Raw genomic sequence first — 23,356 nt, forward strand, 5'->3', positions numbered from 1 at the left:
GGCCATGAATGCAGATGCCCTCGCCGAAGAAATTACGACCCTGAAAGCCGCTTTGGCGGAGCGTGACGGCCGCATCGAATACTTGGAATTCGAGATGGCGAATCTCAAGCAGCTGATCTTCGGTGCCCGCTCGGAACGCTTGCAGACCCTGCCTGATCCCGCGCAAATGCCTCTCTGGGATGAACAGCCGGAAGACATCCCGCTCGCCAGCCCGGTGGAGTTCAAGACGGTGGTGAAATCCCCGGCCAAAGGGCAACCCAAGCGCGTCGTCTTGCCGGAACATCTGCCGCGAGAGATCGTGGTGCTGCCCCTCTCGGCCGAGGAACGGGCTTGCCCGGAATGCGGCGAAGAGCGGCCCGTCATCGGCTATGAGAGCTCCGAACGGCTGGACTAAGTGCCCGCACAGCTCAAGGTGGTCGAGACGCGCTGCGAGAAGTGCGCCTGCACCAAGTGCCAAGGACCGTTGGCTACTGCGCCGGCGCCGGCACAGGTGAGCGAACAGGGTATCCCACTGCCGGGGCTGTTGGCGTATGTGCTGATGGCCAAGTTCGGCTATCAACTGCCCTTGTACCACATCGAGCAAGTCTTCACCCACTAGGGTGTTCCCATCGCCCGCACCAGCCTGTGCGACTGGGTGCTGCAATGCGGCGTGGCCCTCAAGCCGCTGAGCGACCGGCTGCTGGTGTTGCTCAAGCGGCAGGCGGTGATTTTCTCCGACGACACCACTGTGGCGGTTCAAGACTGGGGCAAGACCTGCGAGACACGGTTCTGGGTCTATGCCGGTCACTCCTCGCCGATCATAGTCTACGACCACACCGAGACGCGGGCGGGCAAGCACCCCAAGGGCAGGCTGGAGGACTACAGCGGCTACCTGCAGGCGGACGCCTATGCGGGCTTATGACCAGGTCTTCGCCGATGGCAAGATCGTCAAAGTGGCCTGCTGGGCGCATGCACGTAGGAAATTCTTTGAGATTGCCCGACAGGCCGAGCAGGGTTCGCTGTGGTACCTTTAGCATCCTCTCCGGCTAAAGTAAAAGCCAGAAATTTTCCTGGATCACAATCGCCTGGTTGTGCTCCTCATCCTTAGCGCCGTAGACGAGCGTAACCATACCTTTTTGCAGTTCTTCCTTTAAGAGCCGTATCTGCTGGTGGTTGCCCCTGAGTTCCGCGAGATAACGATCCTTGAAGTCTTCCCATCTTTCAGGGTCGTGGTCAAACCATTTCCGGAGCTCCGTGCTGGGGGCAATATCTTTAAGCCATAGATCGATGCGTGCTTTTTCCTTCGTCAAACCGCGAGGCCAGACTCTGTCGACGAGAATGCGCCGACCGTCAGATCGATCCGGCAAGTCGTATACCCGTTTAATCTTGAAAATATGGCGCACTGACGGTTGCATTTGTGAGTCGAATTGGCCAGTTCAGTTTTGGCGTTAATAACGACGTATGGTACAGACGCACACCCAGCCAGCCATTGATGGATGCAATTGCCAATGGCAAGGCACCGAATAGAATAAATATCAGGTCACCGGGCAGGCGTAGCCATTCGATCAGGCGCGATCTTTCACTGCCTGTGTAATCAAGGCTGCGCGCATGCCAGTACCCATGCTGGACGACATCCCAGAACTTTAACACGCCACTGGGGAACAAGCTCATCGTTAACATCAGAGGCAGTCCGACATTGGTTCCCCAGAATCCGACCTTTACGAATCTTTCGATACCGACCCATCTTAGATCGGTGCTGGTCTGTCGCAACACGAATACCATGAGCGCCAGTGCCAACATGCCGAATACGCCCATCATCGCGGAATGGCCATGATTAGGGGTCAGTTGAGTGCTCCGCCAAACGGTTACTGTGTTTTGTGATTCGGAGGGTAACCGGATTCAGTCTATCAAGCGGAGTTTTGGAACCGTTTGTAGTCGCGCAGGCATCGAAGATTTTCATATCCACGATCTTCGGCGTGCGTGCGCCGCTTGGTTGGTTCAGGCCGGAGTGCCACTAATTCAGGTCCGGGACCTTTTGCGTCATAGCACCGTCGAGATGACGGAGCGCTACGCACACTTGTCGCCTGATAATGTGCGTACTGCTGTGGCTGCTTTAAATGGGTTGTCACGCTCTGGTCACGCCACATTTGGATAACATCCAATTTTATGGAGTAACCTACTGATTTTTAATGGTGGGCGGTGTAGGGTTCGAACCTACGACCCCTGCCGTGTGAAGGCAGTGCTCTCCCGCTGAGCTAACCGCCCATATATGATGGGACGCATAGGATCGCAACGTTTGCGAATTCTGTCAATTGGATTGCGATTTAGCGCCATCTCGGAATTGTTGCTTTCGCCCCGCTACATATATGAAAGCGTGACCGGCTGAATGCGAGGCATTTTGCTTCAAATTCATTAATTTTTAGCCACATTCGCCGCTTTCCAACAGGGCTGTTTCGAATGCGTCCTGCTCGTCGGCGTTTTGTTTCAAGTTGGCCTTGAGCACCTTCATACGTTCCTCCGCAGGCTTCAATTTAGCGCTGATCGCCTCGACCTTGGGCCAGAGCTCTTTTAGCGAGGCGTCGTCGTGATCGCGGTGCGCGAGCATCACTTTTCCCCTCAACTCCTGCTGTTGGCACTGGTCTTCGTGCATTTGCTGCAACAAGGCTTTTGCTTCCTCGAGATCGGCCGGCGATGACCGGGCAAGCGGGGGGAGCGACGCCAATCCAAGTGCGCAGAAAGGTAAGATGATTAAATTCGCCGCTATTTTCATTGATCGCCCCGAAGTTCTTATTGTTGATTTCAATTGCCCGTGTGGACGGACAAGGGTCGCTTAACTGGCTCGCCGAGCATAGAAATGTGTCATTGCGATGTCAACGCCCTGGGTTCGAAATCCGCAGTCAATCAAACCATCCCGTCGCTTCGAAACCTGAGTTTGAAGTGCGTCACAGTTTGAGCGCTTCGCAGAACGTATGCTGTCAGTGTGCTTTCTAGGACCGAGGAATATACAAAGCCATGGCCGCCACGTATTCAAGTATCTCAGATATCGATGTTTTTTCGTTTTCGATAGCGTTTGAAAGCATATTCAGCGTCATGTTGAATGTGGAATTGTATGTATTCGATGGTGATGGTCTTCTCATTGACCATCAACCGGTCTGGCGCGGAAAAGCTAATGTGCCAATGACCGAGGACGAATTGGTTTCGGCGCAAATCTTCGTTGGTCCCGCATTGGCGGGCCGAAAAATCACGACGTTGGCAGCACTGGAAGAAGCACGGTTCTGCCGGGTCGCGATTGGTTTTCGACCTGGGTTGCGCCATTACCATCTCACCGCCATTCCGGAGCGGGTTTGGCGATGGTGGCTGATCGATGAGGTCTGGCAGCGTGAGGAAATGTGACTAGACGCGAGCCAGTAGTTGTTTTTCCCATTCCAACGATGTTTTTACGATAAATTCCAGATCGTCAAAACGCGGCTTCCACTTCAGCGTGCGGTGAATTTTGTCGACTGCAGCGACGAGCGCGGGCGGGTCGCCGGCCCGACGCGGTTGCTCCTGGACGGTAATCGGCGAGCCATGCACTCGGTTAACGGCATTGATGACCTCACGCACGCTGTAACCATGCCCATAACCGCAATTCAAAAGCGTTGACTGCCCTCCGTGACGCAGATAATCCAATGCTTGGATATGAGCATCGGCCAGATCGCTCACGTGGATATAATCGCGCACACCGGTACCATCGGCTGTCGGATAGTCGGTTCCAAACACGTATAATTTCTCGCGTTTCCCCACTGCGACTTCTGCGGCCACCTTTATCAAGAGCGTTGCGTTTTTCGTGGACTGCCCAATCTGACCGTCCGGATCGGATCCGGCTACATTGAAGTAGCGCAGGATTACGTGCCTGAGATCACATGCCAGCGAGAGGTCTCGCAACATGGTTTCGCTCATCAGCTTGGACATGCCATACGGGTTGATTGGGCTGGTTGGCGTATCCTCCGTGCATAGGCTCCCTTCCGGTATCCCGTAGGTGGCGGCGGTAGAGGAAAATATGAAGTGCTTTACCCCCGCTTTTTGGCAGCATTCCAGCAGATTGCGTGTTTTGCAGGTGTTGTTGCCGTAGTATTTCAAGGGGTTTTCAACGGATTCGGGCACGATGGTATGAGCAGCGAAATGGATCACGGACTCCACGTCGTATTCCCGAAGGACACGGCTGACTAATTCCATATCCCCCGTGTCGCCTTCCACGAAGTCGCCATGGAGAACCGAGTCCCTGAAGCCCGTGGACAGATTGTCGATGATGACCAGACGCTCTCCCATGGGGCCCAATTGCTTTACCACATGGCTACCAATGTAACCCGCGCCGCCTGTGACCAAAATGCCTCGTTTGCTCATTTTCCGCTCCTTGATTCTGTATCGGATGCTTTATATCTGATTGCCAAAGCTTACCAACCGCCGCTATAGGGCTTGATGCTCACTGTTTCACCCGGCTGCACCGGTCCGCTCTCGGGCTGCAAGATAATGAAACAGTTGGCCTGGCTGGCACCGCTTAAGCGATGCGAGCCCTGCTTGCCACAGGCTGTCACCACGATCTGGCCGCTTCCGTTTTGCTCATAGTAACCTCGTTGGAATTCCATTCGTCCAGGTGCTTTACGAAGGTAGGATTGGCACACGGCGCTAAGCCTTAGATCCGGGTGAAGGTCGGTTCCCGCCATGCGCAGCAAGCCTGGCCGCACCAATTCATGAAACACAACCAAAACGGCCACAGGATTACCTGGCAACCCGAAAAAGCGAGCCCGCCCGATCGAACCAAAGGCGAATGGCTTGCCAGGTTTGATTGCGACTTTCCAGAAATTTACCTGCCCCAGATCATCGAGCAATTTGGCCACGAAATCGGCATCGCCTACCGAGACGCCGCCAGTAGTCAAGACCGCGTCTGACATCTCCGCGGCGGTCTCCAGGGCCTGCCGCAGCGACACCGGGTCGTCTCTGACCACGCCCAAGTCGCATGCTTCTAGAAACGGACGGTCCAAGAGCGCGCTCAGCGTATAGCGGTTACTGTCGTAAATCATACCGGGGACCAATGCCTCGCCTACTGGGCACAATTCGTCCCCGGTGGAGAAGTGTGCGACACGGATCCGGCGCCTCACTTGGACGGCGCCTATGCCGGCTGAGGCGAGCAATCCGAGATCGGCCGGCGTCAGTAGCTTGCCGGCTCGTAGCAGGGGAGCTTTGGCAGGTAACTCATCACCGATCGGACGAATATTCTCCAGGGGACGCGCAGGCCGGGAAAAGCGTGCATAACCCTCCTCGACGGCCACCTCTTCTTGCATGACAACGCTGTCTGCGCCTTCGGGAATGGCGGCACCGGTGAAAATTCGCACACATTCGCCGGCTTTCAATGCGCCTACGTAGGGGTGTCCGGCATAGGAGGTTCCAACGACCCGTGCCCGGAACTGAACAGTGCCGGCATCAGCGCAATCGGAACTGCGTAAGGCGTAGCCGTCCATGGCAGAGTTGGCAAATGGCGGTATGTCAAAGGGGGCGAGAATGTCTTCGACCAGCACCCGGTCTCTGGCCTTGGCGAGACTGAGGCGCTCGGTTTCCCTGGCCGGGCCTACGGTTTCCAATATGCGCTTTCTGGCCTCGGAAAGCGTGAGCGTCCTGGCCTTAGGCTCAGCGCAGCGGTCTAAGGATTCCATCGGGGAAGAAATGGCGGTGGATGAATTCAGCGATCTGGGCAGGCGCGTTCAGGTCGAGGGTCCTAAGTTCGGGCGGCACTGGTATCTTGGCGTCCGTGGCAACGGCAATGATGCTGGCGTCGTCGGGAAAAATCGGCGGATTATTCAACGAAGGCCGGCAGATTTCGATTTTGGGCATGATCTCTTGCTTGAATCCCTCCACCAGAATCAGATCGACGACCGACTGGTCGAAATGCGCCAATTCTTCGTCCAGCGAGAATTCGCGGGGTTCCGCGTGCTCGGTGATCACTGCGCGTCGATGCGACGAAGTCAGCATGACCGGCGAAGCACCGGCCATTCTCAACGTATGGCTGTCCTTGCCCGGGTAGTCGATCTCAAAATTGTGATGGCTACGCTTGATCAGACCGACCCGCAAGCCTTGTTGCTTCAAGAGCGGGATCACTTGCGTGAGGAGGGTGGTTTTGCCGGTACCACTGCGGGCAACAAAGCCAATAATGGGCACGCGGGAATTGATCATGTCACGTGGTAGTAATCGCGGTACCATGCGACAAATTTTGCGATCCCGGTTTCGATGGGCGTCTTCGGCGAATAGCCCACGTCGCGCATGAGGTCATCGACGTCGGCGTAAGTCGCCGGCACATCGCCTTTCTGCATGGGGAGAAAATTCTTCTCGGCCTTCTTGCCCAGGCAGTCCTCCAGCACTTCGATGAAGCGCATCAGTTCGACAGGCTGGTGCGCGCCGATATTGTAAATTCTGTAGGGCGCGCGGCTGGTGCCCGGATCGGGTCGCTCGCCTGACCAAGCCTCATTGGGTCGTGCCACATGGTCCAGAGTGCGCATTACACCTTCGACGATATCGTCGATGTACGTGAAATCTCTTTGGTGTTTGCCGTAGTTGAATACGTCAATGGGCCTGCCCTCCAATATGCTCTTGGTGAACAAGAACAATGCCATATCGGGACGGCCCCAAGGCCCATACACGGTGAAGAAGCGAAGCCCGGTTGTCGCGAGTCCATAGAGGTGGCTGTAGGTATGCGCCATGAGCTCATTGGCCTTTTTCGAGGCCGCGTACAGGCTGACGGGGTGGTCCACGTTGTCATGCACCGAGAATGGCATGGAGGTGTTGGCCCCATAGACAGAACTGCTGGAAGCGTAGACCAGATGCTCCACCGAATGATGCCGGCAGGCTTCAAGAATGTTGCAGAACCCCGCCAGGTTGGAATCGATATAAGCGTGCGGGTTGGTTAGGGAATAACGCACGCCCGCCTGCGCGGCGAGATTGACCACGCGGCGCGGCTTATGCTCGGAGAACGCCTGATTCAACGCGGGACGATCCTCCAGCCCGATACGCACTTCGGTGAAGCCGGGAAAGGCGTTCAAAATCTCCAGTCGGGCTTCCTTCAGGCTCACGTCATAGTAGTCGTTGACGTTATCCACGCCGATGACTTCGTCCCCGCGCGACAATAGAGCCTGGGCCAGATGGAAGCCGATAAAACCGGCGGTTCCTGTGACCAGCACTTTCATTCAGATCCTCTCCAGTGTTGCTTTTGTTCGCAAGTTTACACTGTCAGCCGGGAACGCAGAACGTCTGCCTGGCTGGGTCACGCATGCATCTGTATTTGGAAGGGGCTGCGCGCGCCTCGCGCCATGAGTGTCATGGCGGAACTGTGAGCTCGTTATGCTTCAGCTAGAATAGGTGCACATCATCATCGTCAGGTGCGAGCACCACGCTGGCTTCATCTAAAGAGTGATGGCGCTCTCACTGAGCCACGTCTGAACCGTTCACTTGCGTCCTGGAGGATTCACGACGCTGCCTGCTGTAACATCGCCGCAGAAATCGAATGGAAGAACAATCTTAGGACAATGATACGAATTTTTCGCCACTATATCTCCGGGATCTATCTGGTCCTGTTCGTCCTGGAGCTTCTGGTCTTCGGCGCCGCATTCTTCTTGGGTAATGTGCTGCGTTTCTACGCTAGCGTGCAGCCCCTGGTTCCAGTTGAATTGCTGAGCATACCGGCGCTGGTTTATACCGTCGTCATGCTGATGAGCATGGCGGGCATGGGGCTCTACCAGCGTGCGCACGATATCAGCGACGCCGCGCTGCTGCTGAGAATCCTCGCGAGTTTTCTGTTGGGTACGGCGGTGCTCAGCATCGTATTTTTTCTCTTTCCCCGGATATTTGTCGGACGCGGCCTGTTCGGGCATACCTTGCTGGTGTCGCTGACAGGGGTGTTGTTGTGCCGCTTTCTGTTTCTGCGCTTTGTGGACCGTCAATCGCTGAAGCGGCGGGTGCTCGTGCTAGGCGCGGGATACCGCGGCCACATGATCATGGATTTCGAGCGCCGTAACGGTGGCAAACGCTTTCATGTGATCGGCTATGTGCGCATGAATGACGAGCCGGTGCGCGTGGATCCCGAGCGCCTCATGGGCCTTCGCGGTCCGCTCAACCAATTCGTCCACAAGGAGGATATCGATGAGATCGTGGTGGCGCCGGACGATCGCCGGGGTGGCTTGGCGGTTGACGAGATTCTCGACTGCAAGATGGCCGGAGTGGCCGTGGTCGACCTATTGAGTTTCTTTGAGCGCGAGGGGGGCTTGTTGCGGGTGGACTGCCTGCATCCCAGCTGGCTGGTGTTTTCCGATGGATTTCGCTTGGGTGGCGCAAGACACGGCATGAAGCGGATGTTTGATGTTGTGGTGAGCCTGCTGCTGCTCGCGCTGGTGTGGCCCGTCATGCTGCTGACGGCAATCGCCATCTGGGTGGAAAGCGGATTTCGCGCGCCTGTTTTCTATCGCCAGTTGCGCGTGGGGCTCAACTGGAAAATGTTCCCGGTACTGAAATTCCGCAGCATGCGCACCGATGCCGAGCGCGGCGGAGTCCAGATGGCTAGAAAAAACGACGACCGAGTCACCTGGGTTGGCAGTTTCATCCGCAAGACGCGAATCGATGAACTGCCGCAGTTGTTCAATGTGCTGGCGGGGGATATGAGTTTTGTCGGCCCGCGTCCGGAAAGGCCCGAGTTTGTTGAGAAATTTGCCGAAACCATCCCCTATTATTCCGAGCGACACCGCGTCAAACCCGGCATCACCGGCTGGGCGCAGCTATGCTATCCCTACGGATCCAACTACCAGGACGCCATCGAGAAGCTGCAATACGATTTGTATTACGTGAAGAATTACAGCCCCTTTCTCGACATGCTGATCATCCTGCAAACCCTCGAAGTGGTGTTATGGGGGCGGGGAGCACGTTGATTAGGCCGTGCTTCGAAGTCCACGCTGGCGTCTTAGCCGGTCATTGCCCATCTTGAATCCAATTGCATGAGTATCGGTGCATTAAGCTATCTGGCAGGGTTCATTGCCAATCTGTTACTGACCGTACTGCTCTTATTGAGTTGGCGAGGGCATCCGCGCGGGCGTTGGCTGATCGTAGCCTGCGGGACCATGGTTATGTGGTCAGGCGTCCTGGCATTGGACGAAGCCTTTCACATGGTCTTCCCGCCGCTGCTGGCTACCCTGGAGGTGCTGCACATCTATGTGTGGCTGGCTTTTTTCAACCGACTGATGCGGACCGGCGCTGCGCCCTCGCTTTACGACAGCCGTTGGATTCGCTTCCTTATCCACGCGCTGGCCTGGTCTCTGATCGGTTACATCTGGATTGCCATGGGGCTGGGGCTTACGCCGGCGCCAATGTTTCATTCCACCGTGCAGTTGTCCGGACACATAGCCCTCGCGGTGATTGGCCTCCACCTGATCGAGCAGTTTTACCGCAACGCGCGACTCGATCAGCGTTGGCGCATCAAGTTCCTGTGCTTTGCCCTCGGCCTGCTATTCGCTTATGACCTCTACATCTACCTGGACGCTCTTTTCTTCGATCAGGTGAGGGTGGATCTGTGGCAGGCGCGGGGGGCGGTGACAGCCATGCTGGCGCCATTCATTGCGGTCGCCGCTGCGCGCAATCCGGATTGGTCCGTGGACATCTTTATCTCCCGACAAGTGGTTTACCAGTCGGCGGCTCTGCTGGTGACCGGGGGATACCTTCTTTTGGTGGGAGTCGGCAGCTATTACATCGAATACTATGGTGGCGAATGGGGAGAAGTAGGGCAGATCCTGTTCATGATGGCGGCACTGCTGATGCTCATGAGCGTGGTGTTTTCCGGCCAGATGCGCGCACGCCTTAAGGTATTTCTGAGCAAGAACTTCTTTAACTACGTTTACGATTATCGTCAGGAATGGCTACGTTTGATCAATACGCTGGCGGATAACCACACGGGCCTCAGCTTGGGGCAACGCGTCATCCTGGGGTTGGGGCAGGTGGTCGAAAGCCCGAGCGGCGTGCTCTGGCTCACTGAACCATCCGGGCGGCTCGTGCATCGCGCCAGTTATGGCGATCCGGAGATCGATGTTCCGGTCATTGAGGCCAACGATCCGTTGGTGGTGTTCGTTCGCGACAAGGAATGGGTCGTGAATTTTGAGGAATTGCTTACCCGCCGGGAGCTTTACGAAGACCTGAGCTGGCCCAACTGGCTGGAGCCGCACAGGCATGCCTGGCTGCTGGTGCCCTTGTGGAATACGGAACAGGCCTTGCAAGGCCTGGTGCTACTGACGCGGCCACGCACCGAAATTGCCTGGAACTGGGAGGTCATCGACATGCTTAAGAGCACGGGCAGTCTGGCCGCCAGTTACCTGGCACTGGAGGAAGCCGCTAGCGCCTTGGCCGAAGCAAGGCAATTCGAGGGCTTCAACAGATTGTCGGCCTTTGTCATCCATGACCTCAAAAATTTGGTGGCCCAGTTGAGCCTGGTGGTCTGCAACGCCGAGAAGCATCGGGACAACCCGGAGTTCATGCGCGATGCCATTACCACCGTGGAGCACGCGGTAGGCCGGATGAACAGCCTGATGTCGCAGTTGCGCAATTCAAGTCCGGCGGCTTCAGCGGCGCCTGTGGACTTGTGCAGTGTCCTGAAGGAAGTGCTTGAAACGCGCAAGAAGCAGGCGCCGCTTCCGGCGCTTGAGATAAGAGGCGCCGGGATCATCGTGATCGCCAATCGCGACCGGCTTGCCTCGGCGCTCGAGCACGTGATCCACAACGCCCAGGACGCCGCCGGAAAGGGCGGCTACGTGAAGGTGTGCCTGCGCGTGCCCGATAGGAATGCGGCCATGGTGGAGGTTGAGGACAATGGCTGCGGGATGGATCAGGACTTCATCCGCACGCGCTTGTTCCGGCCTTTCGATACCACCAAAGGCCTGACCGGAATGGGTATCGGCGCCTATGAAAGCAGGGAGTACATTCGCTCCATGGGTGGCGACCTCACGGTGCGCAGCGAGCCGGGAAAGGGCAGTAGCTTTTTGTTTACGATTCCCCTCGGTACGGGGAAGCAGATGGAATCCGTGGAATAGCTTGGGAGAAGTCGGGTGAGTGATCAGACATTGTTGATCGTCGAGGACGATCCGGGTCTGCGCAGCCAACTGCGCTGGAGTTTCGATCAATACAAGGTTCAGGTGGCAGAAGACCGCGAATCGGCCATAGCGGCGGTCAAGCGTCACGAGCCTGCCGTGGTGACCCTGGATCTTGGGCTGCCCCCCGATCCTGGCGGCACGCGGGAAGGATTTGCGGCGCTTAGCGAGATTCTGGCGATTGCGCCGCAAACCAAGGTGATCGTGCTGACGGGCAATGATGATCGCATCAACCCGGTCAAGGCCGTGGGCCAGGGCGCCTACGATTTCTATCAAAAGCCCGTGGATCCCGAGATCCTGTCCTTTGTGGTGCAACGTGCCTTCCGGCTATTCGACCTGGAGGAGGAAAACCGCAAGCTGGCCCGAATGCATGTGAGCAATCCCATGGAGGGCATCATCGCTGCGAGCCCGGAAATGCACGAGGTCTGCAAGATGGTGGAACGCTTCGCCCCCATCGACATGAATGTCCTGATTCTGGGCGAGAGCGGTACGGGAAAGGAAGTCGTGGCCCGCGCTCTGCATGCCCTCAGTCCGCGCGCAAAGAAGCCTTTTATCGCTGTCAACGCGGCTGCCATTCCGGAAAACCTGCTGGAAAGCGAGTTGTTCGGCTATGAGAAGGGCGCCTTCACCGGTGCCACGCAAATGGTCAAGGGCAAGTTTGAGCTGGCCGACGGAGGTACCTTCTTTCTTGACGAAATCGGCGATATTCCTCTGGCCTTGCAGCCCAAATTGCTGCGCATACTGCAGGAACGCGTAGTGGAGCGCATCGGCGGGAGGCAGCCCATCAAGGTGGATGTCCGGATCATCTGCGCGACCCATCAGAACATCGGGCAGCTGATCGAGGAACGGCGCTTTCGCGAGGACCTTTATTTCCGCATCAACGAGATGATCATCAACCTGCCGCCGCTGAGGGGGCGCACGGGCGACGTGACAGTGTTGGCGCGCGCATTTCTGGAACGCTTCGCCAAGCAGATGCGGCGTAACCTGCTTGGATTCACTGAGGACGCCCTGGCCGCCATGGAAGCGTATCACTGGCCGGGGAACGTGCGCGAGCTGGAGCACAAGATCAAGCGTTCCGTGGTCATGGCAACGGGTACCCAGGTGGACGCAAAGGACTTGGAACTGGCGTCCGGCGCCTATCCGCGCCGCATAATGACGCTACGCGAGGCGCGTGACATCGCCGAACGCCGGGTTATCTGCGAGGCTCTGAGCGAGGCCGGGGAGAATGTTTCCAAGGCGGCGGATCTGCTGGAGGTGACGCGGCCGACCCTGTATTCCCTGTTGAACAAGTTCAACCTGAAGGTCTGAATGCCGCCACAGCGCCGCTTGGCTTTGTTTTGTGGCGGCGCCACTGGAACCGGATGTCGGTGGGCCGCGCCCCGCCGCTTTAATGTCACTCATCGAGTTGATAGAATCGAGGAGAATTACCGACCGGAAACCCATCTTCTATCACCCTATGCAACGGCCCATGGCAAGCTTTAACGACGGAGATCTTCTCAACCAGCATACATCCCGTCAGTACGACCATGAATTGCTGGACATCCGCAGCCGTGTACTGAGCTTAGGCGGGTTGGTGGAGGAACAGGTAACGGCGGCGGTAACGGCGCTTCTCGATGGCGACACGGAATTGGCGCAGCGGGTCATTACCGACGACTACAAGGTCAATTCGCTTGAGGTCTCCATCGACGATGAGTGCACCCAGATACTGGCCTTGCGTCAGCCTACGGCACGGGATTTGCGCTTGGTCGTGGCAGTCATCAAGACCATCACGGACCTAGAGCGCATCGGCGACGAAGCGAAGCGCATCGCGCGTCATGCGATTGACATGGCGTTGCATTTTCCAAAGCGCAATCAGTTGACCGAACTGGAGCAATTGTCGAAGGCCGCGCGCAGTCTCTTGCGTTCCGCGCTGGACGCCTTCGCGCGCATGGACGTGGACGCCGCTTTCAGCGTGGTCCAGGGAGACCGCCAATTGGACCGGGAATATGAGAGCATCATGCGTCAGCAGATTACGTATATGATGGAGGATGCCCGCTCCATTCCAGTCAGCCTCGACATCATGTGGTCCGCGCGTTCCCTCGAGCGCATAGGCGATCGTTCCTGCAATATCTCCGAATACGTGATTTATTACGCGAAAGGCAAGAATATTCGTCATATCAGCCTTGAGCAGCTCGAACAAGATCTGAGGGGCGACTAGTTGGCAGCCAATCGCGCCACGGCGCGACGGTTCATATGCTAAGGCACTTCCAGTTTGCCCCGCGGACTCGCTGGTGTTGTGCGGGAAGCCGAGCTTCAGCGCGCCGCCGCTTGCAAGGAACGCCCAATCAACCTGCGATTCATGAAACTTTTTAAGTTCATTCTGCCGCTGGTCGTGGCTATATTGCTCGCCGGCACCGTTCGCGGTGCCGACTCGTTCGTCATCGAGGATATCCGGGTCGAGGGATTGCAGCGCATTTCGGCCGGAACGGTATTCAACTACCTGCCGGTGAAGGTGGGCGATATCTTCGACCGGCAGAAATCGGTGGAATCCATCAAAGCCCTGTTCAAGACCGGTTTTTTCAAGGATGTGCGGATTGGTCAGGAAGGTGATGTTCTGGTGGTGACGGTGGAGGAGCGACCTTCCATCGCCAGCGTGAAGATTCAAGGCAACAAGGACATCAGCACCGAGGACTTGACCAAGGGCCTCAAGAATATAGGTCTGACCGAAGGGCGCGTCTTCGACCGTCAGATATTGGACAAGGTCGAGCAGGAATTGCGGCGGCAGTATTACAGCCGCGGCAAGTACGGTCTTAAGATCGATTCGGAGGTGCAGGACCTTTCGCGCAACCGGGTGGCGGTGGTGCTGAAAATCTCCGAGGGCCGCGTCGCCAAGATCAGCCAGATCAACATTGTCGGAAACAACGCCTTTGCCGACGACGACCTGCTGTCCGTCTTCGAACTGAGCACGCCCAATCTGCTCTCGTTCTACACCAAGAACGATCAGTACTCCAAACAAAAGCTGGCCGCGGATCTGGAGCGCTTGCGCTCATATTATCTCGACCGCGGCTATATCAACTTTGATATCGAGTCGACCCAGGTCTCCATCACGCCAAACAAGAAAGAGATCTACATCACGATCAACGTCAAGGAGGGCGACATCTTCGCCGTCAAGGAAGTAAAGCTTACCGGCAAGACCATCGTATCGCCCGACGAACTGGTGCCCCTGGTCAAGATTGGTCCTACCGACACCTTTTCACGCAAACTTGCGACGGAGACATCCAAGGCAATCTCCGACCGTTTGGGCGATGAGGGCTACATCTTTGCCAACGTCAACATGGTCCCGGACATAGACAATGCCGCGAAGACCGTGAACATCACGTTTTTCGTGGACCCTGGCAAGCAGGTCTACGTCCGGCGCATCAACATGAGCGGGAACACCAAGACGCGTGACGAGGTACTGCGCCGCGAAATGCGGCAGATGGAAGCTGCCTGGGCATCGACGGCCAAGATCGAACGCTCCAAGACCCGTCTGGAACGCCTCGGCTATTTCCAGGAAGTGAACGTGGAGACTCCGGCGGTGCCGGGCACCAACGATCAGATCGACGTCAACTACACGGTGACGGAGAAGCCCTCGGGCAACCTGATGGCGGGCGTCGGTTACTCGCAGTTGCAGGGCATCGTGTTCAATGCCAGCGTGACCCAGGACAACGTGTTCGGATCGGGCAAGCGGGTCAGCTTCACGTTCAACAACAGTTCGTTCAACACCATCTACAAGCTGGGCTATTTCAATCCTTACACCACGCTGGACGGCATCAGTTCCGGTTTCGATCTCAGTTACCGCGACACCAACGCGTTTCAGTTGAACGTTTCCAGTTATTCGAGCAAGGTCTTCTCGGCGGGCATCAATCTGGGCATTCCCCTGGGCGAGTTCAGCAGCCTGCGCGCCAACCTGGACTACGAAAACACGCTGATCCGGACCAACAGCCGCACCTCGATTCAGATCATCGACTTCATCAATCGCTACGGCGACCAGTACAACACCTTCGCGGCGTCCCTGGGTTGGACCCACGACACCCTGAACCGGGCCATTTTCCCGACCCACGGCGGCATGGAGCGTATCCAGGCGGTGGCTACGGTGCCCGGCAGCGACCTGACCTACTACAAGGCAAACATCCGGGTACAGCACTATTTCCCTATCGCCAAGGACCTTACCCTCATGCTGGATGGTGAGGTCGCTTACGGCGACGGCTACGGTAGTACCGATGAGTTGCCCTTCTACACCAACTATTATGCCGGCGGCCCGCAATCGGTACGCGGCTTCATGGCCAATACCCTGGGCCCGCGGGACAGCAACAACCGCGCCTTCGGCGGATCCAAGAAGCTGGTGGGTACGGCGGAAGTGTTTTTCCCGGTGCCCTTCCTCGAGGACAGCAAGAACTTCAGGCTCGGCGCATTCCTGGATGCGGGTAATGTGTTTGTGGACAGCTACGAATTGGGCGATCTGCGCTATTCAACCGGCCTCTCGGCCAAATGGCTCTCGCCATTCGGTGCGCTGGTATTTTCCGTTGCGCAGCCCCTCAATTCCAAGGATCCACCCGACCAGTTGCAGCGCTTCCAATTTTCCTTCGGTTCCGGCTTCTGATGATGGTGTCGACACTAAAGGGGACAGAAGTTCGATGATAGCCCGGCAGTTCTTGTATAATGCGCGGACGTTATCACCTGCCTGTCCTCTACGGCGGGCTTCTGTCCGGCTAAATCGGGCCGCCGCGATTCGGAAGCTGTTGCGCTGAATCAACCATTTTTCTCTGGAGAGAGATAGAACATGCTAAGAAAAAGCCTTTATTGCGCGCTACTTGGACTGTTGGTGAGCAGTGCAGCTCAGGCGGCAGATCTCAAGATCGGCTTTGTCAACGTGGCGAGACTGCTGGAAAAGGCTCCGCAAGCCGAGCGCGCAAAGAAAGAACTGGAACGGGAATTTTCCCCGAGAGACAAGAAGCTCGTGGCCGAGCAGAAGTCCATCAAGGCCATGGAGGAACGCTTGACCAAAGATGCGTCCATCATGAGCCAGTCCGAGCGCGACAAGCTGGATCGTGATTTGCTGAATCGCAAGCGGGAGGCCAAGCGGGCCCAGGACGAGTTCCGTGAGGACTTCAATCTGCGCCGCAACGAGGAGTTGACCCAGTTGCAGAAGGAGATCTTCGAGGCGATTCAGACGCTGGCGAAGGAAGAGAGCTTCGACTTGTTGCTCACCGACGGGGTGGTCTATGCATCCGAGGGAATCGATGTGACCAGCAAGGTGGAAAGCAAGCTTGAAACTGGTTTCAAGGGCTCCAAGAAATAACCGGCCTCCTCGGTTACCACAATCAGATCAACCGGAAGGACAGCCCATTGGATATTCAACAAATAAAGGAATTTCTGCCCCACCGATATCCCTTTTTGCTCGTTGACCGCGTGCTGGAATGCGAGCCTGGCAAGCGTTTGCTTGCTATCAAGAATGTGACCTACAACGAACCTTGCTTTCTCGGCCATTTCCCGGACCTGCCCATCATGCCGGGCGTCCTGATTATCGAGGCGCTGGCCCAGACCACCGGCCTGCTGGCCGGCAATTCCGCCCCGGACGTATTGGGGAAGGGGCGTACTTACTATCTGGTCGGTCTGGACAAGGTACGCTTCAAGCGCCCGGTAGTACCCGGTGACCAGCTCAAGCTGGAGGCCACTTACCTCCGGCACAAACGCAATATCTGGGCATTTTCGTGCAGAGCAGAGGTGGATGGCGAGTTCGTCGCCAGCGCTGAAATCATGTGTGCCGCAGCGGAGCAGGATTCTTGATCCACTCGACGGCAATTATCGATGCCTCAGCCCAGATCGATGAGAGTGTCGCCATCGGTCCCTACACGATCATTGGGGCGAATGTCCGGATAGGCGCCGGCAGCAGCATAGGCCCGCATGTGGTAATCCGCGGTACCACGACCATAGGCAGGGATAACCGGATCTTTCAGTTCGCCTCCATCGGCGAGGACCCGCAGGATAAAAAGTATCATGGCGAGACGACTCGCCTCGAGATTGGCGACCGCAACGTCATCCGTGAATACTGCACCATTCACCGCGGCACGATGCAGGACAAGGAGGTCACTCACATCGGCGATGACAACTTGCTGATGGCCTACACCCATGTTGCCCATGACTGCCACGTCGGTAATCATGTGATCATGGCCAACGCGGCCTCCCTGGCGGGTCACGTGAGCGTCGAAGATCACTCCATCCTGGGGGGATTTTCTCTGGTTCATCAGTTCTGCAGGGTGGGCCAGTATGCTTTTTCCGCGATGGGCAGCGTAATATCGCGGGACATTCCTCCCTACGTCATGGTAGGCGGCCGCCCCACCAAGCCCCATGGAATCAATACAGTCGGTCTTGAGCGGCAGGGCTTTAGCGGCGAGGCGATCCGCCAGATACGCAAGGCATACAAGATCCTCTATAAGTCGGGCTTGAAGCTTGAGGATGCCATCCGGATGCTAGAGGAGATGACCGCGGAGACCCCAGAACTGGAAAGCATGGGGCAATTTCTCAGGGCGACTGGGCGCAGCATCATACGCTAAGGCGCGAAGTCGGGGCTATGAGCGAGCGACTCGTCATCGCCGGAGTGGACGAAGTGGGCCGTGGCTGCATCGTAGGTCCGGTCGTCGCCGCCATCGTGATCCTGGGTGAGGGTATTAAAATTCACGGTTTGGCTGACTCCAAACAGCTGAGCCCGGCTCGCCGCAGCAAATTGGCGCTGCTCATCCAGGAACAGGCCCAAGCCTGGGCTATCGGCCGGGCCGAGCCCGGCGAGATCGACCGCATCAACATTCACCACGCCTCTCTGCTGGCCATGCGCCGCGCCTTTGACGCACTCAGCGTGCGGCCGGACCGCGTGCTGGTGGACGGCAAATTTTGTCCCCAACTGCCATGTCCGAGCGAGGCCATCGTCGGCGGCGATGCCCGGGTGCCGGAAATTTCAGCGGCCTCCATACTCGCCAAGGTGGCCCGCGATGGAGAAATGCAGATTCTGGACGCACTTTTTCCCGGATATGAGTTTGCGAGCCACAAGGGTTACCCCACGGCCGAACACAAGTCGCGTCTTAAATCCCTCGGCGCGACGCCCTTGCACCGTTATTCCTACGCTCCCCTGCGAGCCCTGCAGAAAACGCCATGCTCAGCCTGAAAGCCGGGGAACCGCCACGGCTACTCGCCATCTGCGTCGCGGCCAGTTCCAGGGAGATTCAGCACAAGGGGCGCACGGAGCCAACCGGTATCTACAAGCAGCCTGTCAGCGGCGAACATCGAGTCACCTCGCTGGGTCTGGAGGGTGATTGCCAGATGGACCGGGAGAACCATGGGGGCGACGACAAGGCCATCTACGTCTACACGGCGGAAAATCACGCCTATTGGGAGCGCGAGTTGGGGCAACGCTTTCCCTTCGGGCAATGGGGGGAGAACTTCAGCGTGATCGGTTTGCCCGATGAGGCGGTCTGCATAGGTGATGTGTTTGCCATCGGTTCCCTGCGGCTACAGGTCACCCAGCCCAGGGTCCCGTGCTTCAAGCTCGGCGTAAAAATGGGGGATCCAGGTTTTGTCGGCCGTTTCCATCATTCTGGGCGTGTCGGTTTTTATCTGCGCGTGCTTGAATCTGGAACGGTATCCGCGCCCTTGGACATCCATGTCGTGGATCATGATCCTGCCGGGCTGAGCATTCAGGAAGCCATGCTCGCGCTGAGCCCAGGACCTAGGCAAAAGGAAGTCATCGCCCGTGCGCTGGGCCAGCCAGCCCTTTCCGCCGCCTGGCGGAAGAGCCTGACGAAGCGGCAGGCATCCCTGTAGCGCGGGAGACGGCAATGATCGCTGCATGGATGGCTATGTGTGTTTCGGCGCAACCTGGGCTGGAGGCCGGAACAATCCCGAAGCGCTGCTGGCCCGCTGGAGCTTGAGCAGATGCGGCTGGAAAAGATCAAGTTGGCGGGTTTCAAGTCCTTCGTCGATCCCACAACCATTCCCTTGCCGAGCAACCTGGTCGGGATCGTTGGGCCCAATGGCTGCGGCAAGTCGAATATCATCGACGCCGTGCGTTGGGTCATGGGGGAGAGTTCGGCCAAACATTTGCGCGGCGAGTCCATGGCGGACGTCATTTTCAACGGTTCCGCATCGCGCAAGCCGGTGGGTGTCGCTTCCGTGGAACTGGTGTTCGACAACACCGACGGCGACGCCCCCGGCGAATATGCGCAATACCGACAGATATCCATCAAGCGCCAAGTCGCGCGGGATGGCCAGTCCAGCTACTTCCTCAATGGCTCCCGCTGCCGCCGCCGCGATATCACCGATATCTTTCTCGGTACCGGCCTGGGTGCGCGCAGTTACGCCATCATCGAGCAAGGCACCATTTCCAGGCTCATCGAAGCCAAGCCCGACGAATTGCGCGAGGTGATCGAAGAAGCGGCCGGCATCTCCAAATACAAGGAGCGTCGCCACGAAACGGAGATCCGCATGCGCCATACCAGTGAGAACCTGGAACGGCTGCAGGATCTGCGCGACGAACTGGCCAAGCAGATCGCGAGCTTGCAGCGGCAGGCCCGCAAGGCCGAGAAATACACAGCGCTCAAGGCCGAGGAACGCAGCTATCGTACCCAACTGCTGGGCCTACGCTGGCGCAAATACAACGATTTGCTGCAGCAACATCACGCCGTGCTCGAGGAGGGCGGCGAAGCCTTTCGTCGTCTGATCAGCGAGGGCAATGGCCTGGCCGAGATGGAGTCGGCGGCCAAGGAACAGCAGGCTGAGCTGCAGCGCGCCACCCATGGCAAGCAGGGCGAGTTTTATGAACTGGGGGCCGAAATCAGCCGGCTGGAGCAGGCGATCAAGCATGCTCACCGCACCCGCGAGGATTTGCTGCGCGAGATTGATCGGCTCCGTGCCGACCAGGGGCGCTCCCTGGTTGAACTGGAGAGTGACCGCGAGCGGGTCGCCGCCGTGCGAGAGGAACTGGCCGAACTGCAGTCGCAGCAGGACGGCAGGTCACAGGAGGTGAGCGCCGCCGAGAGCCGCAGGCAGGGCGCCGAGCAGGCGCTGAGCGCCTGGCGCGAAGCCTGGGACGCGCACCGCTCGGAACTCGCCGAAACACGCGCGCAGATCGATTTGCAACGCACGCGCATCCGTCAGATCGAGGATCAGCAGCGTCAGCAGCAAGCGCGGCGGGAACGCCTGCAGTTCGAGCATGATGAACTACAGGACGCGCTCATGGATTCAGAGGTCGAAAGTCTTACCGAAAGCTTGACCGGTGCAGAGGACGAACTTGGGCATCTGCGTAGCCGCTTGGATGTGCTCTCGGAATCCATCCAAAGCGAACGCGACCGGGTGCGCACCCTGCAGACGGAGCTCAACGGGGCTCGTGCCGAGCTGCATGAAATGACCGGGCGCATCGCTTCGCTGGAGTTGTTGCAACAGCATGCCATGGGTAAGGACCGTGAGGGATTCGTGGATTGGCTGGCGGCACAGGGGTTGGTCGCAGCCCCCCGGCTGGCAGAGAGTCTGGAGGTGAGCCCCGGCTGGGAGGCGGCTCTAGAATCCGTCCTCGGTGATCACCTGCAAGCCATCTGCGTCGAGGATGCCGGTGTCTACCTGCCTCGGCTCTCGGAGGACCAGCCGCCGGACAATTTCTGCCTGTTGCAGATGAGTCCCGCGGATGCCCGGGAGAATTCCGGCGGACTTCCCCGTTTGGGCGAATGCGTAATATCCAGTTGGAGCCTGGAAGCTTTGATTGGCGGCGTCTACCTGGCCGAAGGGCTCGCGGACGCGTGGACTTTGGCGCAGGGGCTCGCGTCCCATGAATCGGTCGTTACCCCGGATGGCACGCGCCTCGGACCCGGCTGGATGGTCATCAAGAAGCCCCAGGACAGCGGAGCCGGCGTGCTGCTGCGTGAGCGGGAGTTGCGCGAACTGCGTCAGAGGCGCCAAACACTGGCCCTACAGACCGAGAGCCTGGAAACCGGCCTTGCCGGTGCCGAGGAGGCCTTGCACAGCGGCGAATTCGAGCGCGAGCACAAGCAGCGCGAGGCCAATCGCCTGGCAGCCGAGGTGACCCAGATCAAATCGCAGTTGAGTGCGGCTCTCGCGCGCGCCGAACAGGCGCGAAAGCGCCTGCAGCAGCTGGAATTCGAAATGGAAGATCTGGAAGATCAGTTGTTGCAGAGCGCGGAGGGTCTCGCCGAAGCGCGGACGCTGCTGGAGCGGGCGGAGAGCGTCTCGCGAGACCTTGAGGCTCAGGCATCAGGTCTCGCAGAGCGACAGGTACTCTTGGAAGAAGAGTCGCGTAATGCCGAAGCGGCGCTCAGATCCGCGAGGGACGGCATCCACGCCCTCAAGAGCCGCATCGAGACGCTGAAGTCGACCGACCAGCTCACCGTCAAGCATCTGGAGCGTGTTCAGACGCAACACGATGAGTTTCACCTGCGCTTGCAGGAAGCCAGCGCACGCTTGGCTGAAACCGGCGATCCCAAGGACGTGGAACAGCACGTTCTGGATGAACTGCTGGAGCGCCGCTTGCAACTGGAACGCGAGCTTGCCGAGCTGCGCCACCGCAGCGGCGAGGCTGATGCTCATGTTCGCGGCATAGTGGAGTCGCGAATGCGCGTCGAGCGTGAACTGAATGGTGTGAAGAGCCGCCTGGAGCAGGGCAAACTGGACTATCAGGCCGCGGAGTTGCGCCGGCAGACCATACAGGAGCAGTTCGAGGAGTTGGGAATCGAGGCACAGGATGTCGTTCCCGACTTGCCGGACGGCGCCGACGAGAAAGTCTGGCAAAGCCGCGTCACCGAATTGGGGGATGAGATCGCCCGGCTTGGCGCCATCAACCTGACCGCCATGCAGGAGTTCGAAGAGCAGTCCGAGCGCATGCAGTTCCTCGACCAGCAGCATCACGACCTGACCGAGTCTCAGACCACCTTGCAGCAGGCCATTGAAAAGATCGATCGCGAATGCCGGGCCCGCTTCAAGGAAACCTTCGAGCGGGTCAATGGCGGGATCCAGCGCATGTTCCCAAAACTGTTCGGCGGTGGTCAGGCCTACCTCGAACTCACCGAGCGGGATTTGCTGGAGACGGGCGTCACGGTCATGGCGCGGCCACCGGGCAAGCGCAATAGCTCCATCCATTTGCTTTCAGGCGGGGAAAAGGCGCTGACCGCCGTGGCCCTGGTGTTTGCCATTTTTGAATTGAATCCCGCCCCCTTCTGTCTGCTGGACGAGGTGGACGCCCCGCTGGACGATGCCAACGTTGGGCGGTTCAGCCAGTTGGTCAAGGAAATGTCCGAAAGGGTACAATTTCTGTATATCTCGCATAACAAGGCAACCATGGAAATCGCCCAGCATTTGGCCGGGGTCACCATGAAAGAACCGGGTGTCTCTCGCATCGTCGCGGTGGACATCGATGAAGCGGTCGAACTCGCAGCAGTCTGAGGTAAGGTAATGGATAGAGAAACGGTGCGCATGATTTTGCTCGTCCTCGGCGTGATGGTGATCATGGGCGTCTATGTGTGGGGTCGCTACAAGGAAAGGCTGTTGGACTTTTTCTACCGGCGCGGCGAGTTCGACGAGTTGGGTTACGAGGCCGAGGGTAACCCCGCCGAAATGGACCAGAGCTTCAGCCCCCGCGAGCCGGTGTTCGACACCCGCAACGAACTCGACGACGAACCGGCGCCCCTGGTGATCCCTGAGGTCAATGACGAGGAGGATTACAGCCTGGGGCGCGAGGCCGCTCAGCCGCATCGGAGCCAACCGGCCATGGCCCGCGCCGGCGAGAGCGCGAAAGCCGCGCCACTGGGCGCGCCATTCCTGATCCAACTCAGCGTGGTAGCCGGGGATTCCGCTTTCTTCAATGGCGAAGACCTGCGCGACGCCTTGGTGGAGCTGGATCTCATCTATGGCGACATGGGTATCTACCACCGTTACGACCGCGAGTACCGCGAGCCCTTGTTCAGTGTTGCCAGCCTGGTGGAGCCGGGCACCTTTCCCATCGAGAACATGGAGACGTTTGAGTGCCCTGGCGTTGTGCTGTTTTTCCAGCCCTCCCAGGTCGCGGACCCACTTTCGGTGTTCGACGACCTGGTGGCCACTTGCCACGAACTGGCGGTCAAGCTCGATGGGGTCGAATGGGATGAGCGCCGCGAGATTCTGACTGAGGACAAGCTTGCTCTGATGCGGGAGCGCCTCGAAGACGCGTACTGATT

25 protein-coding genes and 1 tRNA gene are annotated in these 23,356 nt (G+C 58.2%); 18 read left to right on the forward strand and 8 right to left on the reverse strand.

Annotated elements, in window-relative coordinates; genetic code table 11:
- Nucleotides 1-4 precede the first annotated feature (4 nt).
- From EK23_RS08590 to EK23_RS24660, 4 genes are read left to right on the forward strand one after another with little or no spacing between them, the layout of a single operon-like run.
- Complete coding sequence (locus EK23_RS08590; RefSeq protein ID WP_158002473.1) at nucleotides 5-394, forward strand: IS66 family transposase; 390 nt, start codon at nucleotides 5-7, stop codon at nucleotides 392-394.
- Nucleotides 395-598 carry a hypothetical protein gene (locus EK23_RS08595; RefSeq protein ID WP_045224956.1) on the forward strand — a complete coding sequence of 68 codons (204 nt, stop codon included), beginning with the start codon at nucleotides 395-397 and terminating at the stop codon, nucleotides 596-598.
- Between the two features lie 9 nt (nucleotides 599-607).
- On the forward strand, nucleotides 608-901 hold the full coding sequence (locus EK23_RS08600) for an IS66 family transposase (protein ID WP_082054051.1): 294 nt from the start codon (nucleotides 608-610) through the stop codon (nucleotides 899-901).
- Nucleotides 888-1,013: an IS66 family transposase gene (locus tag EK23_RS24660; protein ID WP_145998608.1), complete on the forward strand. Its 126-nt coding sequence runs from the start codon at nucleotides 888-890 to the stop codon at nucleotides 1,011-1,013. The genes EK23_RS08600 and EK23_RS24660 overlap by 14 nt, the downstream gene beginning before the upstream one ends.
- A 12-nt stretch (nucleotides 1,014-1,025) precedes the next feature.
- Here EK23_RS24660 and EK23_RS08605 read toward each other — a convergent pair whose 3' ends face one another.
- Entirely contained in the window at nucleotides 1,026-1,394 is a 369-nt protein-coding gene (locus tag EK23_RS08605) for a DUF488 domain-containing protein (RefSeq protein ID WP_045224958.1), read from the reverse strand.
- Entirely contained in the window at nucleotides 1,360-1,878 is a 519-nt protein-coding gene (locus EK23_RS22430) for a cbb3-type cytochrome c oxidase subunit I (RefSeq protein WP_268748172.1), read from the reverse strand. The genes EK23_RS08605 and EK23_RS22430 overlap by 35 nt, the downstream gene beginning before the upstream one ends.
- Between EK23_RS22430 and EK23_RS24665 the strand changes: the two genes are divergently transcribed.
- Entirely contained in the window at nucleotides 1,850-2,134 is a 285-nt protein-coding gene (locus EK23_RS24665) for a site-specific integrase (protein WP_369112105.1), read from the forward strand. The genes EK23_RS22430 and EK23_RS24665 overlap by 29 nt on opposite strands.
- A 35-nt stretch (nucleotides 2,135-2,169) precedes the next feature.
- Here the strand turns inward: EK23_RS24665 and EK23_RS08610 are convergent.
- Nucleotides 2,170-2,244 (reverse strand) — tRNA-Val (locus EK23_RS08610).
- Between the two features lie 154 nt (nucleotides 2,245-2,398).
- A complete protein-coding gene (locus tag EK23_RS08615) occupies nucleotides 2,399-2,749 on the reverse strand; it encodes a hypothetical protein (protein ID WP_045224959.1) in 351 nt (116 codons plus the stop codon).
- A gap of 242 nt (nucleotides 2,750-2,991) precedes the next feature.
- Between EK23_RS08615 and EK23_RS08620 the strand changes: the two genes are divergently transcribed.
- Nucleotides 2,992-3,372, forward strand: coding sequence for a hypothetical protein (locus EK23_RS08620; RefSeq protein WP_045224960.1), 381 nt, complete (start codon nucleotides 2,992-2,994; stop codon nucleotides 3,370-3,372).
- Here the strand turns inward: EK23_RS08620 and galE are convergent, their stop codons facing one another.
- Genes galE through EK23_RS08640 form a run of 4 tightly spaced genes read right to left on the reverse strand, consistent with a single transcriptional unit; the run spans nucleotide 3,373 to nucleotide 7,193 of the window.
- Complete coding sequence (gene galE, locus EK23_RS08625) at nucleotides 3,373-4,362, reverse strand: UDP-glucose 4-epimerase GalE (protein ID WP_045224961.1); 990 nt, start codon at nucleotides 4,360-4,362, stop codon at nucleotides 3,373-3,375.
- Between the two features lie 50 nt (nucleotides 4,363-4,412).
- Nucleotides 4,413-5,669 (reverse strand): molybdopterin molybdotransferase MoeA, encoded by a 1,257-nt coding sequence (gene moeA / locus EK23_RS08630; RefSeq protein WP_045224962.1) that lies wholly within the window; start codon nucleotides 5,667-5,669, stop codon nucleotides 4,413-4,415.
- On the reverse strand, nucleotides 5,644-6,186 hold the full coding sequence (mobB, locus tag EK23_RS08635) for a molybdopterin-guanine dinucleotide biosynthesis protein B (RefSeq protein WP_045224963.1): 543 nt from the start codon (nucleotides 6,184-6,186) through the stop codon (nucleotides 5,644-5,646). Before mobB ends, moeA begins: the two co-directional genes overlap by 26 nt.
- Nucleotides 6,183-7,193 (reverse strand): NAD-dependent epimerase, encoded by a 1,011-nt coding sequence (locus EK23_RS08640; RefSeq protein WP_045224964.1) that lies wholly within the window; start codon nucleotides 7,191-7,193, stop codon nucleotides 6,183-6,185. Before EK23_RS08640 ends, mobB begins: the two co-directional genes overlap by 4 nt.
- A gap of 339 nt (nucleotides 7,194-7,532) precedes the next feature.
- On the opposite strand from EK23_RS08640, the gene EK23_RS08645 reads away from it, so the two are divergent.
- The 12 genes from EK23_RS08645 to EK23_RS08700 all read left to right on the forward strand — a co-directional run bounded on the left by EK23_RS08645 (nucleotide 7,533) and on the right by EK23_RS08700 (nucleotide 23,354).
- On the forward strand, nucleotides 7,533-8,924 hold the full coding sequence (locus tag EK23_RS08645) for a TIGR03013 family XrtA/PEP-CTERM system glycosyltransferase (RefSeq protein WP_045224965.1): 1,392 nt from the start codon (nucleotides 7,533-7,535) through the stop codon (nucleotides 8,922-8,924).
- A gap of 66 nt (nucleotides 8,925-8,990) precedes the next feature.
- Nucleotides 8,991-11,069: an XrtA/PEP-CTERM system histidine kinase PrsK gene (prsK, locus tag EK23_RS08650; protein WP_045224966.1), complete on the forward strand. Its 2,079-nt coding sequence runs from the start codon at nucleotides 8,991-8,993 to the stop codon at nucleotides 11,067-11,069.
- A 15-nt stretch (nucleotides 11,070-11,084) separates the two neighbouring features.
- Complete coding sequence (prsR, locus tag EK23_RS08655) at nucleotides 11,085-12,434, forward strand: PEP-CTERM-box response regulator transcription factor (protein WP_200892126.1); 1,350 nt, start codon at nucleotides 11,085-11,087, stop codon at nucleotides 12,432-12,434.
- 160 nt (nucleotides 12,435-12,594) lie between these two features.
- Complete coding sequence (phoU, locus tag EK23_RS08660) at nucleotides 12,595-13,323, forward strand: phosphate signaling complex protein PhoU (protein WP_045224967.1); 729 nt, start codon at nucleotides 12,595-12,597, stop codon at nucleotides 13,321-13,323.
- Between the two features lie 141 nt (nucleotides 13,324-13,464).
- Nucleotides 13,465-15,747: an outer membrane protein assembly factor BamA gene (gene bamA / locus EK23_RS08665; RefSeq protein WP_200892127.1), complete on the forward strand. Its 2,283-nt coding sequence runs from the start codon at nucleotides 13,465-13,467 to the stop codon at nucleotides 15,745-15,747.
- Between the two features lie 180 nt (nucleotides 15,748-15,927).
- Entirely contained in the window at nucleotides 15,928-16,446 is a 519-nt protein-coding gene (locus EK23_RS08670; protein WP_045224968.1) for an OmpH/Skp family outer membrane protein, read from the forward strand.
- A gap of 47 nt (nucleotides 16,447-16,493) precedes the next feature.
- Nucleotides 16,494-16,934: a 3-hydroxyacyl-ACP dehydratase FabZ gene (gene fabZ / locus EK23_RS08675; protein WP_045224969.1), complete on the forward strand. Its 441-nt coding sequence runs from the start codon at nucleotides 16,494-16,496 to the stop codon at nucleotides 16,932-16,934.
- Nucleotides 16,931-17,701: an acyl-ACP--UDP-N-acetylglucosamine O-acyltransferase gene (lpxA, locus tag EK23_RS08680; RefSeq protein ID WP_045224970.1), complete on the forward strand. Its 771-nt coding sequence runs from the start codon at nucleotides 16,931-16,933 to the stop codon at nucleotides 17,699-17,701. Before fabZ ends, lpxA begins: the two co-directional genes overlap by 4 nt.
- A gap of 17 nt (nucleotides 17,702-17,718) precedes the next feature.
- Nucleotides 17,719-18,306 carry a ribonuclease HII gene (gene rnhB, locus EK23_RS08685; RefSeq protein WP_045224971.1) on the forward strand — a complete coding sequence of 196 codons (588 nt, stop codon included), beginning with the start codon at nucleotides 17,719-17,721 and terminating at the stop codon, nucleotides 18,304-18,306.
- The gene (locus tag EK23_RS08690) at nucleotides 18,294-18,962 is read left to right on the forward strand and encodes an MOSC domain-containing protein (protein WP_045224972.1); all 669 of its coding nucleotides are present in this window, start codon (nucleotides 18,294-18,296) and stop codon (nucleotides 18,960-18,962) included. The genes rnhB and EK23_RS08690 overlap by 13 nt, the downstream gene beginning before the upstream one ends.
- 111 nt (nucleotides 18,963-19,073) lie before the next feature.
- A complete protein-coding gene (gene smc, locus EK23_RS08695; protein ID WP_045224973.1) occupies nucleotides 19,074-22,586 on the forward strand; it encodes a chromosome segregation protein SMC in 3,513 nt (1,170 codons plus the stop codon).
- 9 nt (nucleotides 22,587-22,595) lie between these two features.
- On the forward strand, nucleotides 22,596-23,354 hold the full coding sequence (locus EK23_RS08700) for a cell division protein ZipA (RefSeq protein ID WP_045224974.1): 759 nt from the start codon (nucleotides 22,596-22,598) through the stop codon (nucleotides 23,352-23,354).
- The last annotated feature ends 2 nt before the right edge of the window (nucleotides 23,355-23,356 follow it).

Source organism: Methyloterricola oryzae, assembly GCF_000934725.1.
GTDB classification, from domain to species: Bacteria; Pseudomonadota; Gammaproteobacteria; order Methylococcales; family Methylococcaceae; genus Methyloterricola; species Methyloterricola oryzae.